Genomic DNA, 20,767 nt, shown 5'->3' with positions numbered 1-20,767 from the left:
CGTGTAGATTCCTAGGTTAAAGCGAGTTTTTAAACCACTTTTTCCCAATTATCTTATTAATCTTTATCATTTTTACGGTAGAACAAATTCGTTAGGACAAGTCCTAGGCTACTAATCGCCAAACCAAGATAGGCCAAGATACTACTTTGCGGTGTTTCACCGGTTGTTGGTAATTTGATCTTGGTTGCAGCAGTCGCTATTGGTGCCTGCTGTTTTATGGCCGATTTAGTTGCTACTACCTTTCCTAATTGCTCTTTATTCGCTGGAGCAGTTGTTAAGGTAACTGATTTACTAGTCGCCGTCGCTCCTGGTGTCATTGCTGCAATTGGCGCCGTACTTGTTGCTTCCTTTACAGAAGCATTACTGGCTGTACTGACCGCTACCGAACTAGACGCAGCACTACTTGAGTTACTACCGACACTGCTATTGGTGTTGGCTGCTGCATCAGCATTAACTTGAGCGGTTACACTATTGGCCACAGTGGTTGCGGTAGTTGCCTGGGCCTGAGCCATGTTGGCCGCTGTAGTCGCAGTAGCCGAAGCCACTTTAGCCGCCGTCGCTGCTGTTTGGGCCGCAACTGCAGTACTGGCCGCCTTGGCCGTGGCCAGATTAGTTTCTGCGGTACTAGCTGCCGATGTAGCCATCGTTGCCGCACTCTTAGCTGTTGTCACCGCATTAACGGCCGCACTAGCCAAGGATTGGACCGCCGAATTACTTGGATCACTTGTTGCAGCACTTTGAGCAACTGTTACCGCACTCTGCGCCGTTACAACTGCCATGGAAGCCGTTGTTGCCGCGCTTTGGGCTACCTGAGCACTGCTACTAGCTGCACTAATTGCGGCAACTTTGGCCGTACTCTCGGCTGCCGAACTGGCCGCACTGTTACTGGCACTACTATTAGTATTTGCATCGGCGTTAGCCTGGTTCTTTGCACTCGTTGCTGCTTTGCCTGCAATAGTCACTTGAACTTGGGCCGTGCTGGCTGCCGTTGTGGCACTAGTTGCAGCACTTTTGGCCATTGTTGCAGCTGCTTGAGCCGCGGCAGCCGTACTAGCAGCCTTGGCCGCCGCTAAATTAGTTTGCGCCGTACTTGCTGCCGTTGTAGCTATAGTGGCCGCATTCTTTGCCGCCGTTGCTGCACTAGCGGCTTGACTAGCCAAGGATTGAATCATTGAATTACTTGGATCACTGGTGGCTGCACTTTGAGCAACTACTGCTGCGCTTTCTGCCGTTACGGTCGCCGCTGAAGCAGTAGTTGTGGCACTTTGAGCTACTTGGGCACTGCTACTAGCTGCACTAATTGCTGCCGTTTTGGCCGTACTCTCAGCTGCTGAACTGGCCGCACTGTTACTGGCACTACTATTAGTATTTGCATCGGCGTTAGCCTGGTTCTTTGCACTAGTTGCTGCTTTGCTTGCAATAGTCACTTGAACTTGGGCCGTACTGGCCGCCATTGTGGCACTAGTTGCAGCACTTTTGGCTACTGTTGCGGCTGTTTGGGCCGCGGCAGCCGTACTAGCAGCCTTAGCCGTCGCCAAATTAGTTTGCGCCGTACTAGTTGCCGTTGTAGCTATGGTGGCCACACTCTTTGCCGCCGTTGCTGCACTAGCAGCTTGACTGGCCAAGGACTGAACCGTTGAATTACTTGGATCACTTGTTGCAGCACTTTCCGCAATTGTTGCTGCACTCTGCGCCGTTACAACTGCCGTTGACGCAATGGTTGCAGCACTTTGAGCTACTTGGGCACTACTGCTAGCTGCACTAACTGCTGCTACTTTAGCTGTACTCTCGGCCGTCGAACTGGCTGCACTGCTATTAGCATTTGCATCGGCATCCGCCTGAGCCCTCGCTTTAGTTGCTGCTGTAGTCGCAATACTGGCCTGAACTAACGCCGTGCTAGCCGCCGTAGTTGCAGTGGTCGCGGCACTTTTAGCCGCCGTTGCTACCGTTTGGGCCGCGGTAGCCATACTGGCAGCCTTGGCCGCCGCTAAGTTAGTTTGCGCCGTACTAGCTGCCGTTGCTGCCACTGTGGCCGCACTTTTGGCTGCCGTTACTGCACTTGCAGCTTGGTTAGCTAAAGATTGGACCGCCGGACTATTTGGATCACTCGTTGCCGCACTTTGAGCAATTACTGCCGCACTTTCCGCCGTTACAACTGCTGTTGAAGCAGTTGCTGCCGCACTTTGGGCCATCTTGGCACTACTGTTGGCTGCACTAATTGCCGTCACTTTGGCCGTACTCTCGGCCGCCGAACTAGCCGCACTGCTACTGGCACTGCTATTAGCATCGGCGTCAGCTTGGGTCTTCGCACTGGTTGCTGCTGTTATTGCAGCATCTGCATTCGTCTTGGCCGTACTAGCCGCCGTAGTGGCTGTGGTCGCTGCACTTTGGACTGTTGTCGCTGCGGTTTTGGCCGCGGCGGCCGTACTGGCAGCCTTAGCCGTTGCTAAATTAGTTTGCGCCGCACTAAAGGCTGTTGTGGCGGTAGTAGCCGCACTTTTGGCCGCCGTTACTGCACTAGCAGCTTGACTGGCCAAGGATTGGACCGCCGAATTATTTGGATCACTGGTCGCTGCACTTTGGGCAATTGCCGCCGCACTTTGCGCCGTTACAACTGCCGTTGAGGCCGTCGATGCGGCACTTTGGGCCACCTGAGCACTACTATTAGCAGCACTAATTGCAACCATTTTAGCCGTACTTTCAGCCGCGGAACTGGCCGCACTGCTACTGGCACTAGCATCAGCCTGGGTTTTCGCACTAACCGCCGCTGAAGTAGCTTTGGTTGCCTGAATTTGGGCCGTGCTAGCCGCTGTCATGGCAGTAGTTGCTGCACTTTTAGCCACCGTTGCGGCCGTTTGAGCCGCCGCAGCCGTACTGGCCGTCTTGGCCGTTGTCACATTAGTATCTGCTGTACTAGCTGCCATTGTGGCTATCGTGGCAGCACTCTTAGCCGCCGTTGCTGCACTAACTGCTTGGCTGGCCAAGGATTGGACTGCCGAATTACTTGGATCACTATTGGCCGCACTTTGGGCAACTGCCACCGCACTCTGCGCCGATAGAACTGCCGTTGAGGCAGTTGCTGCCGCACTTTGAGCTACTTGAGCACTACTACTAGCCGCACTAATTGCGGCCACTTTGGCCGTACTTTCAGCCGCCGAACTGGCTGCACTGCTACTGGCACCACTATTAGCATTAGCATCAGCTTGCGCCTTGGCACTAGTTGCCGCTAAAGTGGCGTTGGCCGTCTGAATTTGTGCAGTATTGGCCGCAGTAGTTGCACTAGTTGCGGCACTTTGAGCCTCTGCCGCTGCCGTTTGAGCTGCAGCAGCCGTACTGGCCGTCTTAGCTGTGGTTAAATTAGTTTCTGCCATACTAGCAGCCGTTGCGGCTGTCGTAGCCGCACTTTTAGCCGCTATCGCCGCACTCGTCGCTTGACTGGCCAAGGATTGAACTGTTGAATTGTTTGGATCACTGGTGGCTGCACTTTGAGCTACTACTGCCGCACTTTCCGCCGTTACAACTGCCGTTGAAGCAGTAGCTGCTGCACTTTGGGCCGTCTGAGCACTACTACTAGCCGCACTAATTGCGGCCACTTTGGCTGTACTCTCGGCCGCCGAACTGGCCGCGCTGCTACTGGCACTACTATTCGTACTTGCATCTGAATCAGCTTGTGCTTTGGCACTAGTCGCTGCCGAACTGGCAGTAGTTGCAAGAGTTTGTGCCGTGCTGGCCGCCGTTGTGCCGATTGTGGCCGCACTTTGAGCAGCAGTTGCCGCCGTCTGAGCTACAGCAGCTGTACTGGCCGTCTGAGCCGTGGCCAAATTAGTTTCTGCTGTACTAGCTGCCATTGTGGCCGCGGTGGCCGCACTTTTGGCCGCTGTTGCTGCACTCGCCGCTTGACCAGCCAAAGATTGAACCGCCGAATTACTTGGATCATTGGTGGCTGCACTTTGAGCAACTACTGCTGCACTTTCCGCCGTTACAACTGCCGTTGAAGCTGTTGCAGCGGCACTTTTGGCTACCTGCGCACTGTTACTAGCTGCACTAACAGCAGCCACTTTGGCTGTACTCTCGGCCGCGGAACTAGCCGCACTACTATTCGTACTAGCATCTGAATCAGCCTGCGCTTTGGCACTAGTCGCTACTGAAGTGGCAATAGTTGCCTGAGTTTGGGCCGTACTGGCTGCGGTTGTAGCGGTTGTGGCCGCACTCTTAGCCGCCGACGCTGCTACTTGGGCCGCCGCGCTTGTGCTGGCCGTCTTGGCTGTGGTCAAGTTAGTTGCAGCCATACTAGCTGACGCGGCAGCGGTTGTGGCCGCACTTTTAGCTGCCGTGGCCGCACTCGCAGCCTGACTAGCTAACGATTGCACTGTTGAATTACTTGGATCACTGGTGGCGGCACTTTGAGCAACGGTGGCGGCACTCTGTGCGGTCACAACTGCAGTTGAAGCTGCTTTCGCTGCACTTTGAGCTACTTGAGCACTGCTACTAGCTGCGCTGATGGCGGCCACTTTCGCTGTACTCTCGGCCGCCGAACTAGCTGCACTACTATTGGTACTAGCATCTGAATCAGCCTGCGCCTTGGCACTAGTCGCTGCCGAAGTGGCAGTAGTTGCCTGAGTTTGGGCCGTGCTGGCCGCCATTGTTGCGCTGGTGGCCGCACTTTTAGCTGCCGATGCTGCTGTTTGAGCCACGGAGGCTGTGCTGGCAGTCTTGGCCGTGGCCAAATTAGTTTCTGCCGTACTAGCTGCTGTTGTGGCCGCAATAGCCGCACTCTTGGCTGCTATTGCGGCACTTGCAGCCTGACTGGCTAAAGATTGAACCGTTGAATTACTTGGATCACTGGTGGCCGCACTTTGAGCAACAGTTGCGGCACTCTGTGCGGTCACAACGGCGGTTGAAGCTGCTTTCGCGGCACTTTGGGCTACTTGAGCACTACTACTGGCAGCACTGATGGCGGCCACTTTCGCTGTACTCTCAGCCGCCGAACTGGCTGCACTACTGCTGGCGCTACTATTAGCACTAGCATCAGCGTCAGCTTGGGCCTTCGCACTAGTTGCTGCTGTTGTTGCAATAGTCGCCTGGGTTTGCGCTGTCGTAGCAGCAGTCTTGGCAGTAGTGGTAGCACTTTGAGTTAATTTAGAAGCACTCGTTGCTGCAGCAATCGTCGTTGCGGCCTGAGTAGCCGCAAAATTAGTTTGTGCGGTACTAGCCGCCGTTGTCGCGGCATTAGCGGCACTTTTAGCTGCCGTGGCCGCACTTACTGCTTGACTGGCCAAAGATTGAACCGCTGAATTACTTGGATCACTGGTCGCGGCCGCTTGAGCTACAGTAGCAGCACTTTGAGCAGTTACTGCCGAGGTTGCGGCAGCAGCTGCCGCACTTTGAGCCACTTGCGCACTGCTACTGGCGACACTAACGTACAAGCTGGTATCTTCACTACTGGCTGAAGAACTGCCACTAGATGAATTATCCCCAAATTGATAATTTTGCCACGCTTGTTCATAGGTCAAGGTAGCAACATCAACCTTAATTGAGGCCGGCATTCCCGCTGCTTCCCCCATTAATGAGAGTTTGTCCGCACCAGATGCCTGCCCAATCAAACCACCCGTATAAGGAGTCTTGGCAGTTTCATAATTCTGACCAGTTAATGCAGTAAAACGCGCACTATCAGTGGCAATAGATTGTGTAAAGCTGGTAATATCGGCCGTCAATTGATCATTAGTATAACCCTGTACTAAAGTAACCGTTGCAGGATTTACACCAGTGCTATCAGGCGGTGTTGCAGCTGCCGTAACCGCAAGTGCACGAGCCTGAGCACGTGCGACTGGCGCTGGTGAAACGACACTACTTGCCGCTACCGGCGTACTAACGGGACTATTAGTTGGTTCAGCCGCTGAAGCTGTGGCCGCCGTTGCTACAAATGCACTAGCAACTGAAACTGTCTTGGCCGTTGAAACACTGCCAGCACTTTGCGTGGCCGAAACAACGGACGTTGGCGTAATATTATCCACTTGAGCACTTGTACCAGTGCTGGAAACGGCAGTACTACTTTGTGGTGCGGAACTAACGTTGGCTGCTACAGAATCAGTTGTGACCTTAGAAGTAACCGTAGCCGAAGTCGCAGCACTAGAATTACTGCCACTTTCTAGCGTGGCACTGCTAGCTACAGAACTATTATTGCTTGTATTTCCGGCTGAACTGGCTTGTTGTTCGGTTGAACTTGATTGCGTAGTTGCAGCGTTGGCGTGCCCTGCAAAGGCCAAGCCAGCCCCAAACATCACTAGGCTTGTCCCAGTAGTTAACCAAATTTTCTTTGCTTTGTATAACTTAAACCGCGTAATGGTTTGTTCCCGTTGTAATTTATCGTACTCAAACTTTCTCATTTTTATTTACTCCTTGTATTTCCAATTTTCTTATCTTTTGGAAAAACACCCAAATCAATCGCTGCACCTAGCTTAATCGCTGGAGCAACCGCACTCATCCGCACGTGATCAGCATTTAATCCGTGCATCGTTGTCACTTCATGCTGAGCCTTCTTTAACTCATGTTGTGACGGAATGACTTGTCCATACTGATTAATCATATTTTGGTCGACCTCCAAAGAAAGTAGTCGCTTGATAGATCGGTGCAAATTGCTGGGAAATCAACTTGCCCATTTCATCATCTAAATCACCAACCAAAACGTCCTGATCGTATTCTAAAAATGGCTTGCAGGCTAAGGCCAGCTTTCGTGCAACCTTGCTTCCAAATTCCTCATGTTCACCACGATAGTCAGCAATCACTGCCAAATCGGCTTTGTCATGCCCTGCGATGGTAACGTTGGCCAACCAGACCTCATTAATTTTATGCAGATGTTTACACTGCTTTTTTAGCATCCCCATTAATTTCTTGGTCCCTAAACTTGGTAATTCAATCCGCAGTTTGTCATTTGTAGGTGCGATCAGTGGCACAACCTGATTGATGTACTGCCAATAATCCCTAGAAAGTGGAAAAGTTTGTTTCCCTGGATTAACCAACAATCCGGTTACGCCAAGACGTTGGGCCTCGGTCATTAATTCAGCACTGGAAAAACGAAACGTTCGAAAATCCATGTTGGGGATCATTTCTTTAGCAAACTGTTTTAAAACTAATTGATCCGTAAAAACGGGGATATATTTTTTCCCATCCGCTAAATAAGTTGTAATTGCAAGACCCATTTCTAAGAGGCTAGAATGTTCTTCCCCGGCCATCTTTTGCGTTGGTTGAACTTTAACCAAGGCCCGAAAATAGGTCTCCAGCAACATCGCCGCAAAACGCCGCTCTAAATCATGATCCTGTGGGTTCTCCATAAAATAGTTCAAACGAACAACAAAGGGCGTCGTTGCCTTCTTCTTTTCTGGCTCTAACGCCGACTTTTCAGCAACTGCCTGAAGTACGGGATCTTTATTATCCTTAGCTAACATGGTTGGTGCCACCCTTCTATTACTGTCGACTTAATTTTGAAATTGCGTCTAATAATTGGTTACCACTCTTCACAAGATCAGCGATTTGGTCCGTCTGGTTATTTTCAACTGAAGAATCAATGGCCTCGGCAACTTGTTTCATGTTCTGGGTCATAACCTTCATTGGTGTTAGGTTGATTAATGCTTCGATTTCTTCATTGTTCATCACTAAAACTTCCTTTTCATTTTTTTGTTTTGTCATTAAGCAACTGATTGCAGTAAACTTATTGATTTAAAATTTTAATTGCTAACATAAAATGCCGCATGTTGGTGGTTAAGCGTTGTAACTGTTGCTCGTCTAAGACGATTTGATCAGCATTATTATCCAGTAAGGCCGCTTGCTGTAACAAAATTGTTGCCAGTTGCAAACTAGCCTTGGCCGTAACTGGTGCCACACTGGTTTTAGTTACTGGCAATGTTTCTTCAGCCTTGGTTGACTTCACCACAGGAATCTTGGCGGGGATTGATTCTGGTTTGCTGGCTGGCGTCGTGACCACAACTGTTGATTCAGCACTGGCTGGTTGGGTAACGGCTTCCGTCCCCATTTCGCTATCCGACTCAGTTGCCTGCGTTTCCTTAAGCTTTCTGGCCTCCGTAATACTTAAAATCAATAGGACTGTTTCTTGCGTTGGATCATCCGGCACAAAGTCTTGGGGCTTAAAAATTTTACGAATACTGGACTCTTTATCTACGCTTAAGTAATAATCCTTACCCGCTACCTCTGGTAAGTGCAACGGTTGAACCTTGTCTGGTTGCTCATTGATGGTTGTCAGCGCGTACACCTTACCCTGCAAATCAGAAATCGTGTTAAAAATTCGAACTGATCCTAAGCGTGCGTACGTCAAAATAATCATTGGCTTAGCCTCCGCTGGCATCTTACCAACGGTTGGCCGTGACTTATCAACTAGCAGATAGCCACTAAAGGCCGGCGCGTTGACTTCATAACGACTCCCAACCTCACCAAAAAGACTAAGATCTTCGTTCAGTGCGTTGCCATCACGATCAACGTAACGGATAACAATTCGGTTCTGCACCTTACCAAGACCTTTTGAATTTGCGTCCTCCATTATGCCCCTCCTCATTTCATTATTTTCATTTGATCAATATGTAACGGTGTGCTTGTGGCACGAATGCGGGCTTCTCCCCCGGGTTAGACTTGGGAGTGTCTTAACTAATATCTCCCTGACTAATTTGGTGTTAACGTGCTGGGAAGGGCAGGTTCCTGCGGTTGCCATGTTTCAACTTGGCGCTTTTCGCCGTAGTTGAATGGACAACGTATGGAGCATTAAGATTATTAGCGATTTAGGCTAATAATCCTCAATTGCGGAATAGTAGTTACGATCGCCAAATAATCCACTACGTGAATTATTCGTCAATCTAGACTAATCCTCAGAACCTGGACGCCTTTCCCAGCACTTCATAAATAACCAAAACTACTAATTCCGATTATGAACCTAATTTAGCAAATAATAAAAAATGATAGCACTAACAAACGGAATTATTACGGTCTTTAAAAATAGACTTAGTGTTATTCATCGATAAATAAAGTGTGTATTTTTTTCGAATTTAATTCAAGAGAAGCAGAGTCCCAACTTTTGTGGGAAAAATGGAAAAAGTCGGGAAAACCGGAAGTGGCTTGATAATTTGGCCTTAGCAATCAGTCCAATCAGTTTTGAATAGCGCTTACAATACCTTTATAATAAGGATAGATAGTTGTTAATAAACCTAACACAAAAAAATAAACCACCCCGGATTATTTTGCTTCACCGGGGTGGTCCTCATCTTTTCAGGATTTCAGGCTTTTTTTATACAAAAATGTAATAGAATAAAACTACAAGCTTGAATTACTGATATATCGATAATAAAAATTGATTGGTGGTTGCAATGAACTATAAACTCTTTTTTGAAAAAGAAGACCTAATTAGCTACTCACTCTTGCAAGTAATCTCACAACAACCAGACGGGAAGATCACTGAGAATGAGGTTCTATTGGACTTTTCGATTTCTTCTTATCGATTACAGCACGTCTTAGAAACTTTAAATCACGATTTAAAAAACGTTAAATCGAATGTTTCCAGCTATATTGATACCTCAGAAAAAAAGCTGCTCCACGGGATAAACATCACAACGACAGTCGTTCAGTCTATTCGGCTCATGTACTTAAAGCACTCTTTACTGTACGCGATGTTTGAATACCACTTCATTTATTCAAACCAATTATCAAACGCGGCTTTTATGAAGAAAAACTACATTAGTAAAACAACTTTTTATAACTCTCAGAACAAATTAAAAGATATTCTGCAGCAAGAAGATTTTTATCAAGTATCTAGCGAATTTGGTGATAATGAACACGCTATTCGGCTGCATTTGTTCCAGTTTTTCTACACAGCCTTCAATGGGATTGATAATCCATTCGCTGAGCTTGACGCGCCGGCCGACCAAATTATTGAAAGTATCCAAACTAAGTTCCAGGTGGCCATCACGCCAACGCAACGCACAAAATTATTAATCTTTTTGAAAACTTGGATTTTACGAATGAAAAACCAGTGTTTTGTTACGAAGCCAATGTTAGCCGAAACCAAACTGGATGAATTAGATCACCAACTACTGGATCAAATCCAGGCAATCTTGAGCAAGACACTGACGCTTCCAGTTGGTCAAATCGAACTGGATTACTTGGAAACTTTCCTTGTCATTCAGGGTTATAAACCCGGCTATAGCGAGTTAACTTCCAAAATGACAATGCCGTTAGCTTACAGTTGGGCGACTGACCTTATGACCCAGGTCAAGCAAAGCCAGATGCTCTTGGATAATGACGCCCTTAAAACAACCACTTTAGAAAGTGCTATTTTACGCATCAATATCCAGTTCACGACTTTTTACGTTGAACCAACGACGTTTATTTCGCTTGATCAGGTCAGCTTTTTCAAGGAAACCTACCCGTTGTTTGATCAGGTCATTAGTCACTTTATTCAGACCCTTCATTCAAACACAACAATTAAGATGGGCCAAAATGATTCAGTTAACCTCTACTTCAGCTATATGTTTGCTTTTATCAATAATATTCCAATTAATTTATTACGAAATATGGTCTACATCTGTGTCGATTTCTCGCAAGGTAAGCTTTACACCGATTACGTTATTCGAACGTTAACCGCATTTAGCAACGCCCACATTATGATTGAGCGCATTCCCTCACCTGAAACCGACATCTACCTTTCAGATTTTTACAATAATAGTGTCCAACAGATTCAAATTACCTGGCGCAATCCGCCAACACCACTGGATTGGTCACTACTAGGTGACACAATTATTGATTGTAAGAAACAAAAAATGACTAACGTTACTGACGATGATAATTAGCGTTAATTGGAGGTGATTTCTCATGCAACGCTTTTCTTATAAAGACCAGGGAACCCCGATTCGTTTCCACGTCTACCAGGAAAATAAAAGACAGTGGCTTGTCTCCGGTAAACTCTTGTTTGTTGGTGGTTTATCAACCCTACTCCTGGGAGCAACCACGGAACTGATCACTGGCCAAGATGCCCAAGCGGCCGTAACTAGTCAGGCCACACAGCAGCCGACTAGCGCAACTCCGGCCAACTCTGCACTCCAGGGGCAACAGGTGGCACTCAAACCAACGAACGAGGCCGCTGCCGCCACAGATTCGATCACCCCAGCGGCCGCTAGTTCGGGATCAAGCCAGGCCGCCGTTCAAGCAAGCTCTGCAGTGCCACCGGCGGCTAATTCGGCCCGAACAAACACAATAAGTTCGGCGGCCAGCAGTACCGCACCCCAAACCGGCGCAACTAGCACGACGCCAGATACAGTAACTTCTAGCAGCACGGCAAGCGTAACTAGTGCACCAGCAGCCCAGGCGGCCAGTCAAGCAAGTACTTCTACGGCCGCCGCACCTACTGCCGAAACGTCCAACATTGACTACCAAACGGACCCAAATGATCCATCGGCGGTCATTTCTGGAGGTACGCTGGCCTATATTGCCGGCTATACGCCGTATACTGACGCAGGCCAAGGACTGGCCTTAATTAACGCCAAAGACGTCACCCAAGGCTACTGGCTTCCACAACCAACGGATCCTGGTCAAGACACGATCATCAACTACCGTGCTGATCAGCAAAATGCCGTTGTCCGTTACGTTGATGACACAACGCAACAAACCTTGGCCAGCTTTAGTTTAAGCGGCGGAAGTGATTCAACTAATGCGTATTCAACCGCCAATACCTTAGTCCGGTATAAAATTGCTGGTTATACGGTCAGTGATGATCAAGTTCCCGCAACTGGAATTTTATTTGATCATGATGACGCAACTGACCAACTTTACACCGTTCACTTGGCCGAAAAGATTGTCACGATCACGCCGGAAAATCCTGGTCACCCAGGACAAGTTGTTGATTCAGATAATCCGGCTGGCCCCACCTGGCCTACTGGTACGGCTGAAACTGATTTAAGTCAGGCCATTACGGAAACCATCTACTTTGTAAATAATGAAGGTAAAAGTCTGGCAACTGCACAAACGCAGCAGGTCACTTTTACCCGCCAAGCCACCTTTAATGAAGTCACCGGAAAAATTGTTTATCTGGATTGGCGTGCTACTAATGGCGTCACATCCTTTGCTACAAAAGTGGCGCCAACCATTTCCGGCTACACACCAAGTCATTCCCTGGTAGCGGCGATCACCGATTTGACCCCCGCTAGCTCCGATGTTGTTAAAACAATTGTTTACACTAAAAATACTAATAAAAGTCCTCAAGCAACACCAGTCACCCCCGCTAATTCAATTACGCCGGCGACAAGCACCACCATCAATCCTGATGTAACTAATAACGATAAGGCAGTGGCAATATCTGTGAAATCTAATAACAATAAAAATTTAACGGATAGTGCACCAAAACAGGCTGCTTTGGCCGCGGCTAATCTACCGCAAGCAGCTAAGACCAAAGTACAACGCTCAACCAAGCCGGTGGCATTAGTCAATAAAACCCGCCAAATGAGTTGGCTACTGAACGATACCCAGCAAGTTTACAACTTTATATTTGGGAATACCGCTGAGAAACAAGAAACTGGAACTGATTATCAGGCACCTACAACCAAGAAAGTACAACCAACCAGGCCGGGCAAAACACAAGTGACTCCGGCAAAACAGCACGTCGCTAAAAAAGCACAGCCAAAGAAACGACCACAAAGTCTACGGGCTGATTTTGTAAAACCGGAACCAACGCTAATCATCCAGCATCACCCAATGCCAAATGATAACGCCGACCATTCACAATTAGGCCTCTTCTTCACCAGTATTGCCGGAACAATTAATTTCGGCCAACGAGCGAAAACATCTTAATTCTTTTGCTGGAAAATTTAAAATAATTTATAAAAAAACTGGCAACTAGCCGACTACTCATGCTTTATGAGTAATTTGGCTAGTTGCCAGTTTTTTAACTATGAAGTTTTAAGATCAATCGTTTGGCAGGTTCAAGGCCTTCCGATAATTCAGACATATAAAACCTTGCTTTGATAGTCTGATCCGGCACAATCCGAATCTTCCTGTCTGATTGATTAAAACACCACCTTTTGCCCCTCTAAGGCTTGCTGTAAAGTTGTTTGATCCGTAACACTACCAGCAATTGTTCGTTCCTAATCCTCATTTAGTTTGCCCAATCGTTTCGTATTCCGTGCCATTAAGCTAACTGATCCGTGGAATTATCTAAAAGATACTAACGCGTAGTTCCCCCTACCGTTCCAGTAGCTCCAATAATTAATACTTTTGTCATGATAAAAAACCTCCTTAAATAATTTTACTAATTTGTCTATGGTTTACTGTATTTCCTTGCAGTAACTAGAAGGCAAGAAAACAATTAAAATTCTTAATTTATAAACTAGATCGTTTGGATTTATCTAATTAACTTTGGCAAGCGGGCCCACTGCAATGCTGTTTGCAGAATAATTCTCTATTTTTTACACGAGCACCTCACATAAGCGACTATCTATCAATCCAAAGAATGTTTGGAAAATACACTCCCTAGTATTTTACGGACTAATTTAATGTAAACGTGTTTGAAAAGGCAGATTCCTGCGGTTGCCATGTTTCAACTTGGCGGTTTTCGCCGTAGTTGAATGGACAACGGATGAAACATCAAGATTATTAGCGTGTTTTTGCTAATAATCCTCAATTGCGGAATATTAGCTACAACAGCCAAATCACCTTTTTCAAAGGTAATTCGTCTGTTTAGGCTAATCCTCAGAATCTAAACGCCTTTCCAAACACTCCTTAAATTATTGATAAAATTATAAATGGTGGTAGTTTAAATCACAACTAGTGACTACTGCCGGTGAAATATCCATTTATTCTTTATTCAGTACGGTGATGGTAGATGTTCTTAAAGCCGTGATCGTGAGTGTCGCTACTACTACAGTTGTTGCCTCTGGCCGTTATTGCTATGTGCATTATGTACTTAGCCCTGTAGGAAGACACTCGAAGCACCCAAATGGCAAGCACTCTCGCCATTAGTTCATTAAGAGTCCTTTAGGTTTAGTCCACCTACTGGGCTTTTATTATTTTCAGGTACAAAAAAAACCGCTATCGTTTGAGATAGCGGCACCGGCATCCCTGCTTGAGAGTCCACTCAAGCGGTGACAATCCATTTGTACTTTATTCAGTAGCTACATTATAGCATATTCAAGGATAAACACCAATTATAAGTATCCTTAACACTTTGTCCAATCAGCGCTAGTAGCTGATAACACCAAAAATCGTAATCTTATCATTTTTATTCATTTTATTAGTTCACTCCTATAAATTTTATACCCAATTAATTGGCTACTTGGTTGCTTGTCCTTCATCTTAATGTTAACCGCTTGTCATCCCGATGCCCTTACGTACAGAAATAATACCTAATTGATTAAAAGCTTAAATTGGGAAAATGACCATGCATCAGTTGCTTGTAAAAGTCATATGTCTTGATGAAAGGCATTTTTTGATGGGACAAGTACCTTCGTTTTAAGCGCGTTAATCTTAGCTTTTATTCTTCATTTTATTCCAACCGAATGAATGCTTGGCCTTCTAAGTTTGATTCCAATCATTATGGGACTCAATCTATTGCTAAGTGGTGTGGATGATAACGCTGATGTTGTCAACGAAAAACTTTCAAACCAGCGTGAACTCATCCTAAATGTAGCCGTCATTACTATTTCAACTTGTGGTGCTGATAATATCGGTATCTACGTTCACTTTTTTGTCACACTTTCGGCATCAGTGGTAATTGTTGTCTTGTTAACTTTTCTAGCGATGTTAGTGCTCTTTTGCCTGGCTGGCCCTTTATTCGCAGCGACTTAATTCAATTCAAACGAACTGACCTCTTTTATAATTACTTTAACAACTCAAAGCTTTCCGGCAATGACATCAATTAACTCATCACGCCGATCAAGGTCATCGTCACACTCGTAATAAGCACCGTGATAAACGTGCACTGCAGGATCATCAATATTCATATAACGTTCGGAAAACTTTTTAGCCTGGTACTGACCATCTTTTTCGACAACAAATATAAGACACCCGGTCGCCTCTTTTTTATTATGGGTAAAGGTTACTGGAAAGCTAACCTGTTGTCGGCCTGCGTGTTTTCGCCGGTCCCTGATGGTATGAGCAATATTGCTTGTAATAACGTCAAATTTCATGCGTAACTCCTAACTTTAATATAAAACCTGCGTGTTAAGTGATTGTTTTTGAACAAGTTCTCACTTTACCTGCCGGCCAGTTGCTCGGTGGCGATCACGCGAGAACTTAATCAAGTATAAGCCGGCAAACCAAATAACGGAAATAATTAAAGCGATTAATGTTGATTTTTCTAGACACAGTACGACTGCGACAAAAACCAAAAATGCTAAAACAAAGTAATCCGCAAATGGCTGCCATGGTGCTTTAAAAGTACTCGCTGCGGCCAATTTTGTTTTCCGATAACGTAGGTGAGTTACGATAATTGCTCCCCAAATAAATAAAAAACAAGTTGTCGCTACACTAGAAACTAACGTAAAGACAATGTTCGGAATAAACAGATTAAGCAAAACCGCAAAGGCAATAACAACCGTTGAAAATAATAACGCTGAAGCCGGTACCCGACTCTTTGAAAGCTTACCAAAATGGTGTAAAAAGCGATTGTCAGAATCATAGGCTAACGAAAATAACATTCGTCCAGTGCTAAATAAAGAACTGTTACAGGCAGAAGCTGAAGCCGTGATTACGACAAAATTAACAATCCCAGCGGCTGAACGAATTCCAATATTTTTGAAAACCTGCACAAATGGGCTTTGTGAAGCTGATAAATGAGACCAAGGATAAATACACATAATAACAAATAACGCACCAACGTAGAATAAAATAATCCGTAACGGAATATCATTAATTGCTTTGGGTAATAATTTTTCTGGATTTTGGGTCTCAGAAGCTGTCATCCCAACCATTTCAATACCAATAAAACTAAAAACAACCATTTGGAAGGATAAAATAAAGCCCTTGGCACCAGTTGGAAAAATGCCGCCATAATTTGTTAAATTAGATAAACTTGCTTGACCAGTTGGAGTTTTATAGCCAACAATCACCATAAAAATACCCACAGCAATTAACGCAATAATGGCAACAATCTTAATCAGCGCAAACCAAAATTCAACTTCACCAAAGGCACCGACCGTTATTAGATTAATGCCTAATAAAATAATGAGCATTAATAGACCAGGTAACCACTGCGGCAACGATGGAAACCAGAATTTCATGTAAAGCCCAGTTGCCGTAACCTCGGCCATGGCAATCGTGACCCAACAAATCCAGTAAGTCCAACCAGCAATAAAGCCAGCACTTTCACCTAAATATTCTTTTATAAAATCAACAAATGAATGCAAATTTAAATCCGAGAGCAATAATTCTCCCAGCGACCGCATTAAAAGAAAACAAACAATTCCGGTTAATAAGTAAGCAAATAAAATTGAAGGCCCTGCCAAATGAATGGATTTACCGGCACCTAAAAATAATCCCGTTCCAATCGTACCGCCAATAGCAATCAATTGAACGTGGCGACTTTTTAGGTTACGCGCCAACCCTTGCGTTTCACCCGTTTGTTTCTCACTCATTTTTTACAACTCCTTTTCTTTCTATTTTCTAATTATACCCCTGATTTTTCTCATAAAGATATAAAAAATAGATTTGGCGTTGTAAACTGCATTGAGAATTTAGCACAGTTAGATGAAAGCATTTCACTTAACTACTTTTTGCTTGCTTGTATTTGAATTAAATCAGCATCAAAATAGTGTTCTAAATAGCTCTGTAACTCAGTTGGTATTTTCTTAAAACGTAATTGATAATGTGCCATTGGTCCTGCCTGATAAGTTAGGTAAGTTACCTTTCTTTTCTGGTCAAATCGTAATTGAATACTAATAATTGTTGTGTACAAACGTGTACTGTAGGCCCCGTTTAAAATACCCTTGACCATTAATCCCCTCGGCCAAACGGCAATTACAACTAATAAACCGGCGGCAAAAATACTTTGAATTTTGGCCGTAACAAAGCCTTCGTTTGGCACCGTTAAACTAAGCAGCAATAAGGCTAACAGAACAAGACCACCCCGTACCCACCAATTAGGCCGCGCGGGAATTTTAATCAACCACCAGAACCAACCTTCCACCAATAAAATAATTAAAAGTAACCCTAACTCTACTATACTTAACATAATGATCTAAACCTTCCTAAGCTGTGTTTGCGGTTGAGAAACAGTCCTAACCGCTTATATTTGCGAACCTTACTCTAGAATGTGCACCAAAAAAGTTGGGGTTCACGTGCTTAACTACTGAGGCTGGGAAAAAAGTCCCAACTTCTTATTGTTTCCGAATATTACTCTAGAATGTGCGCCAAAAGTCGGGGTTCACGTGCTTAACTACAGCTAATTCAATTACCCATAGTACAGTTATTGGATTAGCTTACGTTACACCGTAAGCCCAAAAGCTACCTTTGTTCCACTCTGCGATTGATTTAGTGTAAATGTGTTTGAAAAAGCTAATTATTCACGAAAAACAAAAAATGAATCAAAGGTTAGCCTTTAAGCCTAAACCCTTGGTTCATTTCATTATACTAGAGAATATCGTTAAACGTGCATCATTTCTACTTTAGAATTAAAGTCTAGTAAGGAAACAACTAAACAACAAACTCCAAAGTTTCATTTATTTACTTAATCGGACAACATCCCGCGCAATCATTAACTCTTCATTAGTTGGAACTAACAACACCTTGGTTTTAGAATCATCCGTACTAATGATTCTTTCCTGGGCCATGACGTTGTTCCGTTCATCATCAATTTTAGCGCCAAAATAGCCTAAACCATCGATAATTCGCTTCCGCATGGTCATATCATTTTCACCAATCCCAGCAGTGAACACTAGCGCGTCAACACCACCCATTTCGGCCACATAGCTACCGACGTATTTTTGGATACGATTGACAAAGATATCAATGCCTAACTGCGAACGTTTACGCGTATCCCGCGTTTTCTCAAGGTCACGCATATCAGGCGAAAGCCCAGAAATACCTAAAATACCGGATTTATGGTTTAAAATATCAATCATCTTTTCCGGATCAGAGATGTTTAATTTCTCCATCAGGTACGCTATTAATGAAGCATCAATGTCCCCTGAGCGCGTTGCCATCGTAATCCCAGCTAATGGTGTGAAGCCCATTGAAGTATCATATGATTTACCATCTTTGACGGCAGTAATCGAAGCACCTGCACCTAAATGTAAGGTGATTAATTTTAAGTCTTTCAATGGTTTACCCAAGATTTCCGCCGCACGAGCAGAAACATAACGGTGACTTGTCCCGTGAGCGCCGTACTTACGTGCACCGTATTTTTCATAATATTCGTAAGGAATACTGTAAAGATAATTTACAGCTGGCATTGTATGGTGGAATGACGTATCAAAGGCCGCAACACTGGTCGCTTCAGGTAATAATTTGCGAAAAGCCTGAATTCCCATTAATTCTGCCGGATTATGTAACGGTGCGTATTCAGCTAAGTCATTAATCTGCTGTTCAACCTTATCATCGACAATCGTTGATTCAGTGAAGATCTCGCCACCGGCAACGACACGATGACCAACACCGGAAATCTCATGGATATCCTTGACAATCTTTAAATTAATTAATTCTTCAAGCAGCATTTTGACAGCGGCATTTTGATCATTGATGTCCAAGGTCTTTTGGAATTTTTCCTTGTTATCTGGACCATAATGTACTGTAAAAACAGAATCCTTCAAGCCAACTCGATCAACCATTCCTGAAGCAATAACCTTTTCAGCTGGCATATCAAATAATTTCCATTTTAAGCTTGAGCTGCCTGCATTAATTGCAATAACTTTTGCCATGTTACAAGTCTCCCTACTGTGCAATATTTTTTTCTTTCCACTCACTAATCTCGGCCACAAAGCGCTGAAAACCGGCCTGATCCTTAAAAGAAGGAAATTCCCCAAGCATCACTTTTTTAGCCTGCTTGGCCTGACCACCCTTATTTTGTAAGATCAAAATAGCCTTTTGCGCCTTTTCGTCCTGGAACAACTCCCGTGGCAGATTTAATAGCCCCTGTAAATATGTTGCAGATGTCATCCATTTAGTTAACTCAGCGGCCTCTTGCGATTGAAAGAGTAGACTCGGCACAAGAAAGAAACCAAAACCAGCAGCCTTAGTGTAACGCATACTTTGTTCAATTAATAAATGGTGTGCGTACGAATGACCAGTTTCGGCATGTGTCGCAAACTTTGCCGCCCGCTCATCAATTGGGTAATAACCAATTGGTAAATCAGCTAGGCTAACATCAACCTTGGGTACCACTAGATCTTCAATGGCATCTTGATGAAAAAGTTCAACATCAAGGTGTTGTAATTGTGCGCCAACGTTGGCTAAGGCCAGCATCGTATCATCATTATCAATCCCATAGCCCTTTAAATTGACGCCACTAGCCGTAAATAAGCGGTTAAGTACGGTATAAAGTAAATTACCAGTCCCAACGGTTAAATCCAATACCTGTTCTTGGTCATTTAAACCGGCCAAATTTTCAATCAAATAGGCAACCAGAAAACCAATTGCGTCCGGTGTCATTTGATGATTGGCCTGAATTGCATCCGTTCGTTCACCACGTAGAATAGCTAACTGAAACGCTTGCCGAATCTCATCAGTTGTCAAACGTTTTAAATTTATCTGTTGATAACTTGTTGTTAACTGCTGGTGAATTGCCGCATGCGGTAAACCGTCCTCTACTTTGATTTGACCGCCATCAACAATATTTTCTCCTGTTTCTATGAGTGCATCCATGTAGGACACATCTAAATCACGCTTTAACAACATTGCTGTTGTATCTAAATGTTTATATAACGCTTCAACATCTTTTTGTCCCAATCAATTCACCTCAAGCTAAATAAATAGACATAATACTATTTCATCTTAACGAATCTAATCTACTTTTTCAAGCGCTTTCGTTTTACTAGTATCAGACTTTTTCGTTATTGCGAAATCTCGGTGAATTTCCTTATTTGATTCCTTCAATTTAATAATAAGTTGGTTATCCACAACCGTAACTTGCCCAAGTGAATAATTAAATTTATTTTTGGCAACACCTTGATCGAGTTGTGCTAGCGTCAGATTATAAAGCGTATCCTGTTGGTAACGAAACTTGATTGTCCGTAACGTCATCACTTGTTGTCGGTAAACTAATGCATACCCTTCAATCAATAAAATCGTCAGTGCTAAAAAGATAACCGCCGTGATTAAAACACTCCCTGAACGTCGTTTATTCAACTGTCGGACTCCCCTTAGGTAAATATTGTTTGCTACTAAAAGTTTGCCGATTCTTCAATATTATTTTGACGGTTAGAATTGGCTGCTGGTAACTCATCTTCACACTCGCAACTGACTGTATCAGCGGCATATGACCTTTAGTTTCACCCCGAACCCGCAACATATCCTGATATTGCTCTAATTGATAAATCTTTTTTTCTTTCATTCGGTAAAAAGTAACTTGCTGGTTACTTCGACTAACAAAATAACTATCCGCCAAAAAATCACCCAATTGACAGTTAGCAACATGAAAGTTCAGCGCCGTATCATCATTGAAATAGGTGGTAATCCGTTTAAATTGTGTCAATTGGAACTGTAATAACCAGACGCTTAAAACTAACACAAATAGACCTAAGACAGTCTCAACCAGCGTAAAACCAGAATGATTTACTTTAATTGCCAT

Annotated in this window: 15 protein-coding genes; 3 read left to right on the top strand and 12 right to left on the bottom strand. The window is 44.6% G+C overall.

Annotated features, from left to right (window positions below):
• Positions 1 to 56: 56 nt before the first annotated feature.
• Genes EKM98_RS06675 through EKM98_RS06655 form a run of 5 tightly spaced genes read right to left on the bottom strand, consistent with a single transcriptional unit; the run spans position 57 to position 8,551 of the window.
• The gene (locus EKM98_RS06675) at positions 57 to 6,386 is read right to left on the bottom strand and encodes a KxYKxGKxW signal peptide domain-containing protein (protein WP_125981469.1); all 6,330 of its coding nucleotides are present in this window, start codon (positions 6,384 to 6,386) and stop codon (positions 57 to 59) included.
• A gap of 2 nt (positions 6,387 to 6,388) precedes the next feature.
• Entirely contained in the window at positions 6,389 to 6,586 is a 198-nt protein-coding gene (locus EKM98_RS06670; protein WP_125981467.1) for a hypothetical protein, read from the bottom strand.
• Positions 6,579 to 7,445 (bottom strand): enhanced serine sensitivity protein SseB C-terminal domain-containing protein, encoded by an 867-nt coding sequence (locus EKM98_RS06665; RefSeq protein WP_125981465.1) that lies wholly within the window; start codon positions 7,443 to 7,445, stop codon positions 6,579 to 6,581. The genes EKM98_RS06670 and EKM98_RS06665 overlap by 8 nt, the downstream gene beginning before the upstream one ends.
• A 19-nt stretch (positions 7,446 to 7,464) precedes the next feature.
• Positions 7,465 to 7,650, bottom strand: a complete 186-nt coding sequence (locus tag EKM98_RS06660; protein WP_125981463.1) for a hypothetical protein — start codon at positions 7,648 to 7,650, stop codon at positions 7,465 to 7,467.
• 58 nt (positions 7,651 to 7,708) lie between these two features.
• Complete coding sequence (locus tag EKM98_RS06655) at positions 7,709 to 8,551, bottom strand: MucBP domain-containing protein (RefSeq protein WP_164512669.1); 843 nt, start codon at positions 8,549 to 8,551, stop codon at positions 7,709 to 7,711.
• A gap of 817 nt (positions 8,552 to 9,368) precedes the next feature.
• On the opposite strand from EKM98_RS06655, the gene EKM98_RS06650 reads away from it, so the two are divergent.
• The 3 genes from EKM98_RS06650 to EKM98_RS06640 all read left to right on the top strand — a co-directional run bounded on the left by EKM98_RS06650 (position 9,369) and on the right by EKM98_RS06640 (position 14,832).
• Positions 9,369 to 10,847: a helix-turn-helix domain-containing protein gene (locus EKM98_RS06650; protein ID WP_125981460.1), complete on the top strand. Its 1,479-nt coding sequence runs from the start codon at positions 9,369 to 9,371 to the stop codon at positions 10,845 to 10,847.
• Between the two features lie 22 nt (positions 10,848 to 10,869).
• On the top strand, positions 10,870 to 12,840 hold the full coding sequence (locus EKM98_RS06645) for a mucin-binding protein (RefSeq protein ID WP_125981458.1): 1,971 nt from the start codon (positions 10,870 to 10,872) through the stop codon (positions 12,838 to 12,840).
• Positions 12,841 to 14,547: 1,707 nt separating this feature from the next.
• The gene (locus EKM98_RS06640; RefSeq protein ID WP_125981456.1) at positions 14,548 to 14,832 is read left to right on the top strand and encodes a cadmium resistance transporter; all 285 of its coding nucleotides are present in this window, start codon (positions 14,548 to 14,550) and stop codon (positions 14,830 to 14,832) included.
• Between the two features lie 44 nt (positions 14,833 to 14,876).
• Here the strand turns inward: EKM98_RS06640 and EKM98_RS06635 are convergent, their stop codons facing one another.
• The 7 genes from EKM98_RS06635 to EKM98_RS06605 form a co-directional block, all read right to left on the bottom strand.
• Positions 14,877 to 15,173, bottom strand: coding sequence for a hypothetical protein (locus EKM98_RS06635; protein WP_068225206.1), 297 nt, complete (start codon positions 15,171 to 15,173; stop codon positions 14,877 to 14,879).
• 60 nt (positions 15,174 to 15,233) lie between these two features.
• Positions 15,234 to 16,619: an amino acid permease gene (locus EKM98_RS06630; RefSeq protein ID WP_125981454.1), complete on the bottom strand. Its 1,386-nt coding sequence runs from the start codon at positions 16,617 to 16,619 to the stop codon at positions 15,234 to 15,236.
• 131 nt (positions 16,620 to 16,750) lie between these two features.
• Positions 16,751 to 17,215, bottom strand: a complete 465-nt coding sequence (locus EKM98_RS06625) for a hypothetical protein (protein WP_125981452.1) — start codon at positions 17,213 to 17,215, stop codon at positions 16,751 to 16,753.
• Positions 17,216 to 17,702: 487 nt separating this feature from the next.
• Positions 17,703 to 18,899 (bottom strand): acetate/propionate family kinase, encoded by a 1,197-nt coding sequence (locus tag EKM98_RS06620; protein WP_125981451.1) that lies wholly within the window; start codon positions 18,897 to 18,899, stop codon positions 17,703 to 17,705.
• Between the two features lie 13 nt (positions 18,900 to 18,912).
• Positions 18,913 to 19,926, bottom strand: a complete 1,014-nt coding sequence (locus EKM98_RS06615) for a class I SAM-dependent methyltransferase (protein WP_125981449.1) — start codon at positions 19,924 to 19,926, stop codon at positions 18,913 to 18,915.
• Positions 19,927 to 19,980: 54 nt separating this feature from the next.
• A complete protein-coding gene (locus EKM98_RS06610; RefSeq protein ID WP_125981448.1) occupies positions 19,981 to 20,325 on the bottom strand; it encodes a hypothetical protein in 345 nt (114 codons plus the stop codon).
• Positions 20,318 to 20,767: a ComGF family competence protein gene (locus EKM98_RS06605; RefSeq protein WP_164512667.1), complete on the bottom strand. Its 450-nt coding sequence runs from the start codon at positions 20,765 to 20,767 to the stop codon at positions 20,318 to 20,320. The genes EKM98_RS06610 and EKM98_RS06605 overlap by 8 nt, the downstream gene beginning before the upstream one ends.

It is taken from the genome of Loigolactobacillus iwatensis, assembly GCF_003950295.1.
GTDB classification, from domain to species: Bacteria; Bacillota; Bacilli; order Lactobacillales; family Lactobacillaceae; genus Loigolactobacillus; species Loigolactobacillus iwatensis.
This window is presented reverse-complemented; position numbering and strand designations above follow the sequence as displayed.

What these genes read in the sequence shown, in the direction of transcription:
- EKM98_RS06675 (WP_125981469.1), bottom strand. Translation starts at nt 6,386, where the DNA reads ATGAGAAAGTTTGAGTACGATAAATTACAACGGGAACAAACCATTACG.
- EKM98_RS06670 (WP_125981467.1), bottom strand. Translation starts at nt 6,586, where the DNA reads ATGATTAATCAGTATGGACAAGTCATTCCGTCACAACATGAGTTAAAG.
- EKM98_RS06665 (WP_125981465.1), bottom strand. Translation starts at nt 7,445, where the DNA reads ATGTTAGCTAAGGATAATAAAGATCCCGTACTTCAGGCAGTTGCTGAA.
- EKM98_RS06660 (WP_125981463.1), bottom strand. Translation starts at nt 7,650, where the DNA reads ATGAACAATGAAGAAATCGAAGCATTAATCAACCTAACACCAATGAAG.
- EKM98_RS06655 (WP_164512669.1), bottom strand. Translation starts at nt 8,551, where the DNA reads ATGGAGGACGCAAATTCAAAAGGTCTTGGTAAGGTGCAGAACCGAATT.
- EKM98_RS06650 (WP_125981460.1), top strand. Translation starts at nt 9,369, where the DNA reads ATGAACTATAAACTCTTTTTTGAAAAAGAAGACCTAATTAGCTACTCA.
- EKM98_RS06645 (WP_125981458.1), top strand. Translation starts at nt 10,870, where the DNA reads ATGCAACGCTTTTCTTATAAAGACCAGGGAACCCCGATTCGTTTCCAC.
- EKM98_RS06640 (WP_125981456.1), top strand. Translation starts at nt 14,548, where the DNA reads ATGCTTGGCCTTCTAAGTTTGATTCCAATCATTATGGGACTCAATCTA.
- EKM98_RS06635 (WP_068225206.1), bottom strand. Translation starts at nt 15,173, where the DNA reads ATGAAATTTGACGTTATTACAAGCAATATTGCTCATACCATCAGGGAC.
- EKM98_RS06630 (WP_125981454.1), bottom strand. Translation starts at nt 16,619, where the DNA reads ATGAGTGAGAAACAAACGGGTGAAACGCAAGGGTTGGCGCGTAACCTA.
- EKM98_RS06625 (WP_125981452.1), bottom strand. Translation starts at nt 17,215, where the DNA reads ATGTTAAGTATAGTAGAGTTAGGGTTACTTTTAATTATTTTATTGGTG.
- EKM98_RS06620 (WP_125981451.1), bottom strand. Translation starts at nt 18,899, where the DNA reads ATGGCAAAAGTTATTGCAATTAATGCAGGCAGCTCAAGCTTAAAATGG.
- EKM98_RS06605 (WP_164512667.1), bottom strand. Translation starts at nt 20,767, where the DNA reads ATGGCAATTAAAGTAAATCATTCTGGTTTTACGCTGGTTGAGACTGTC.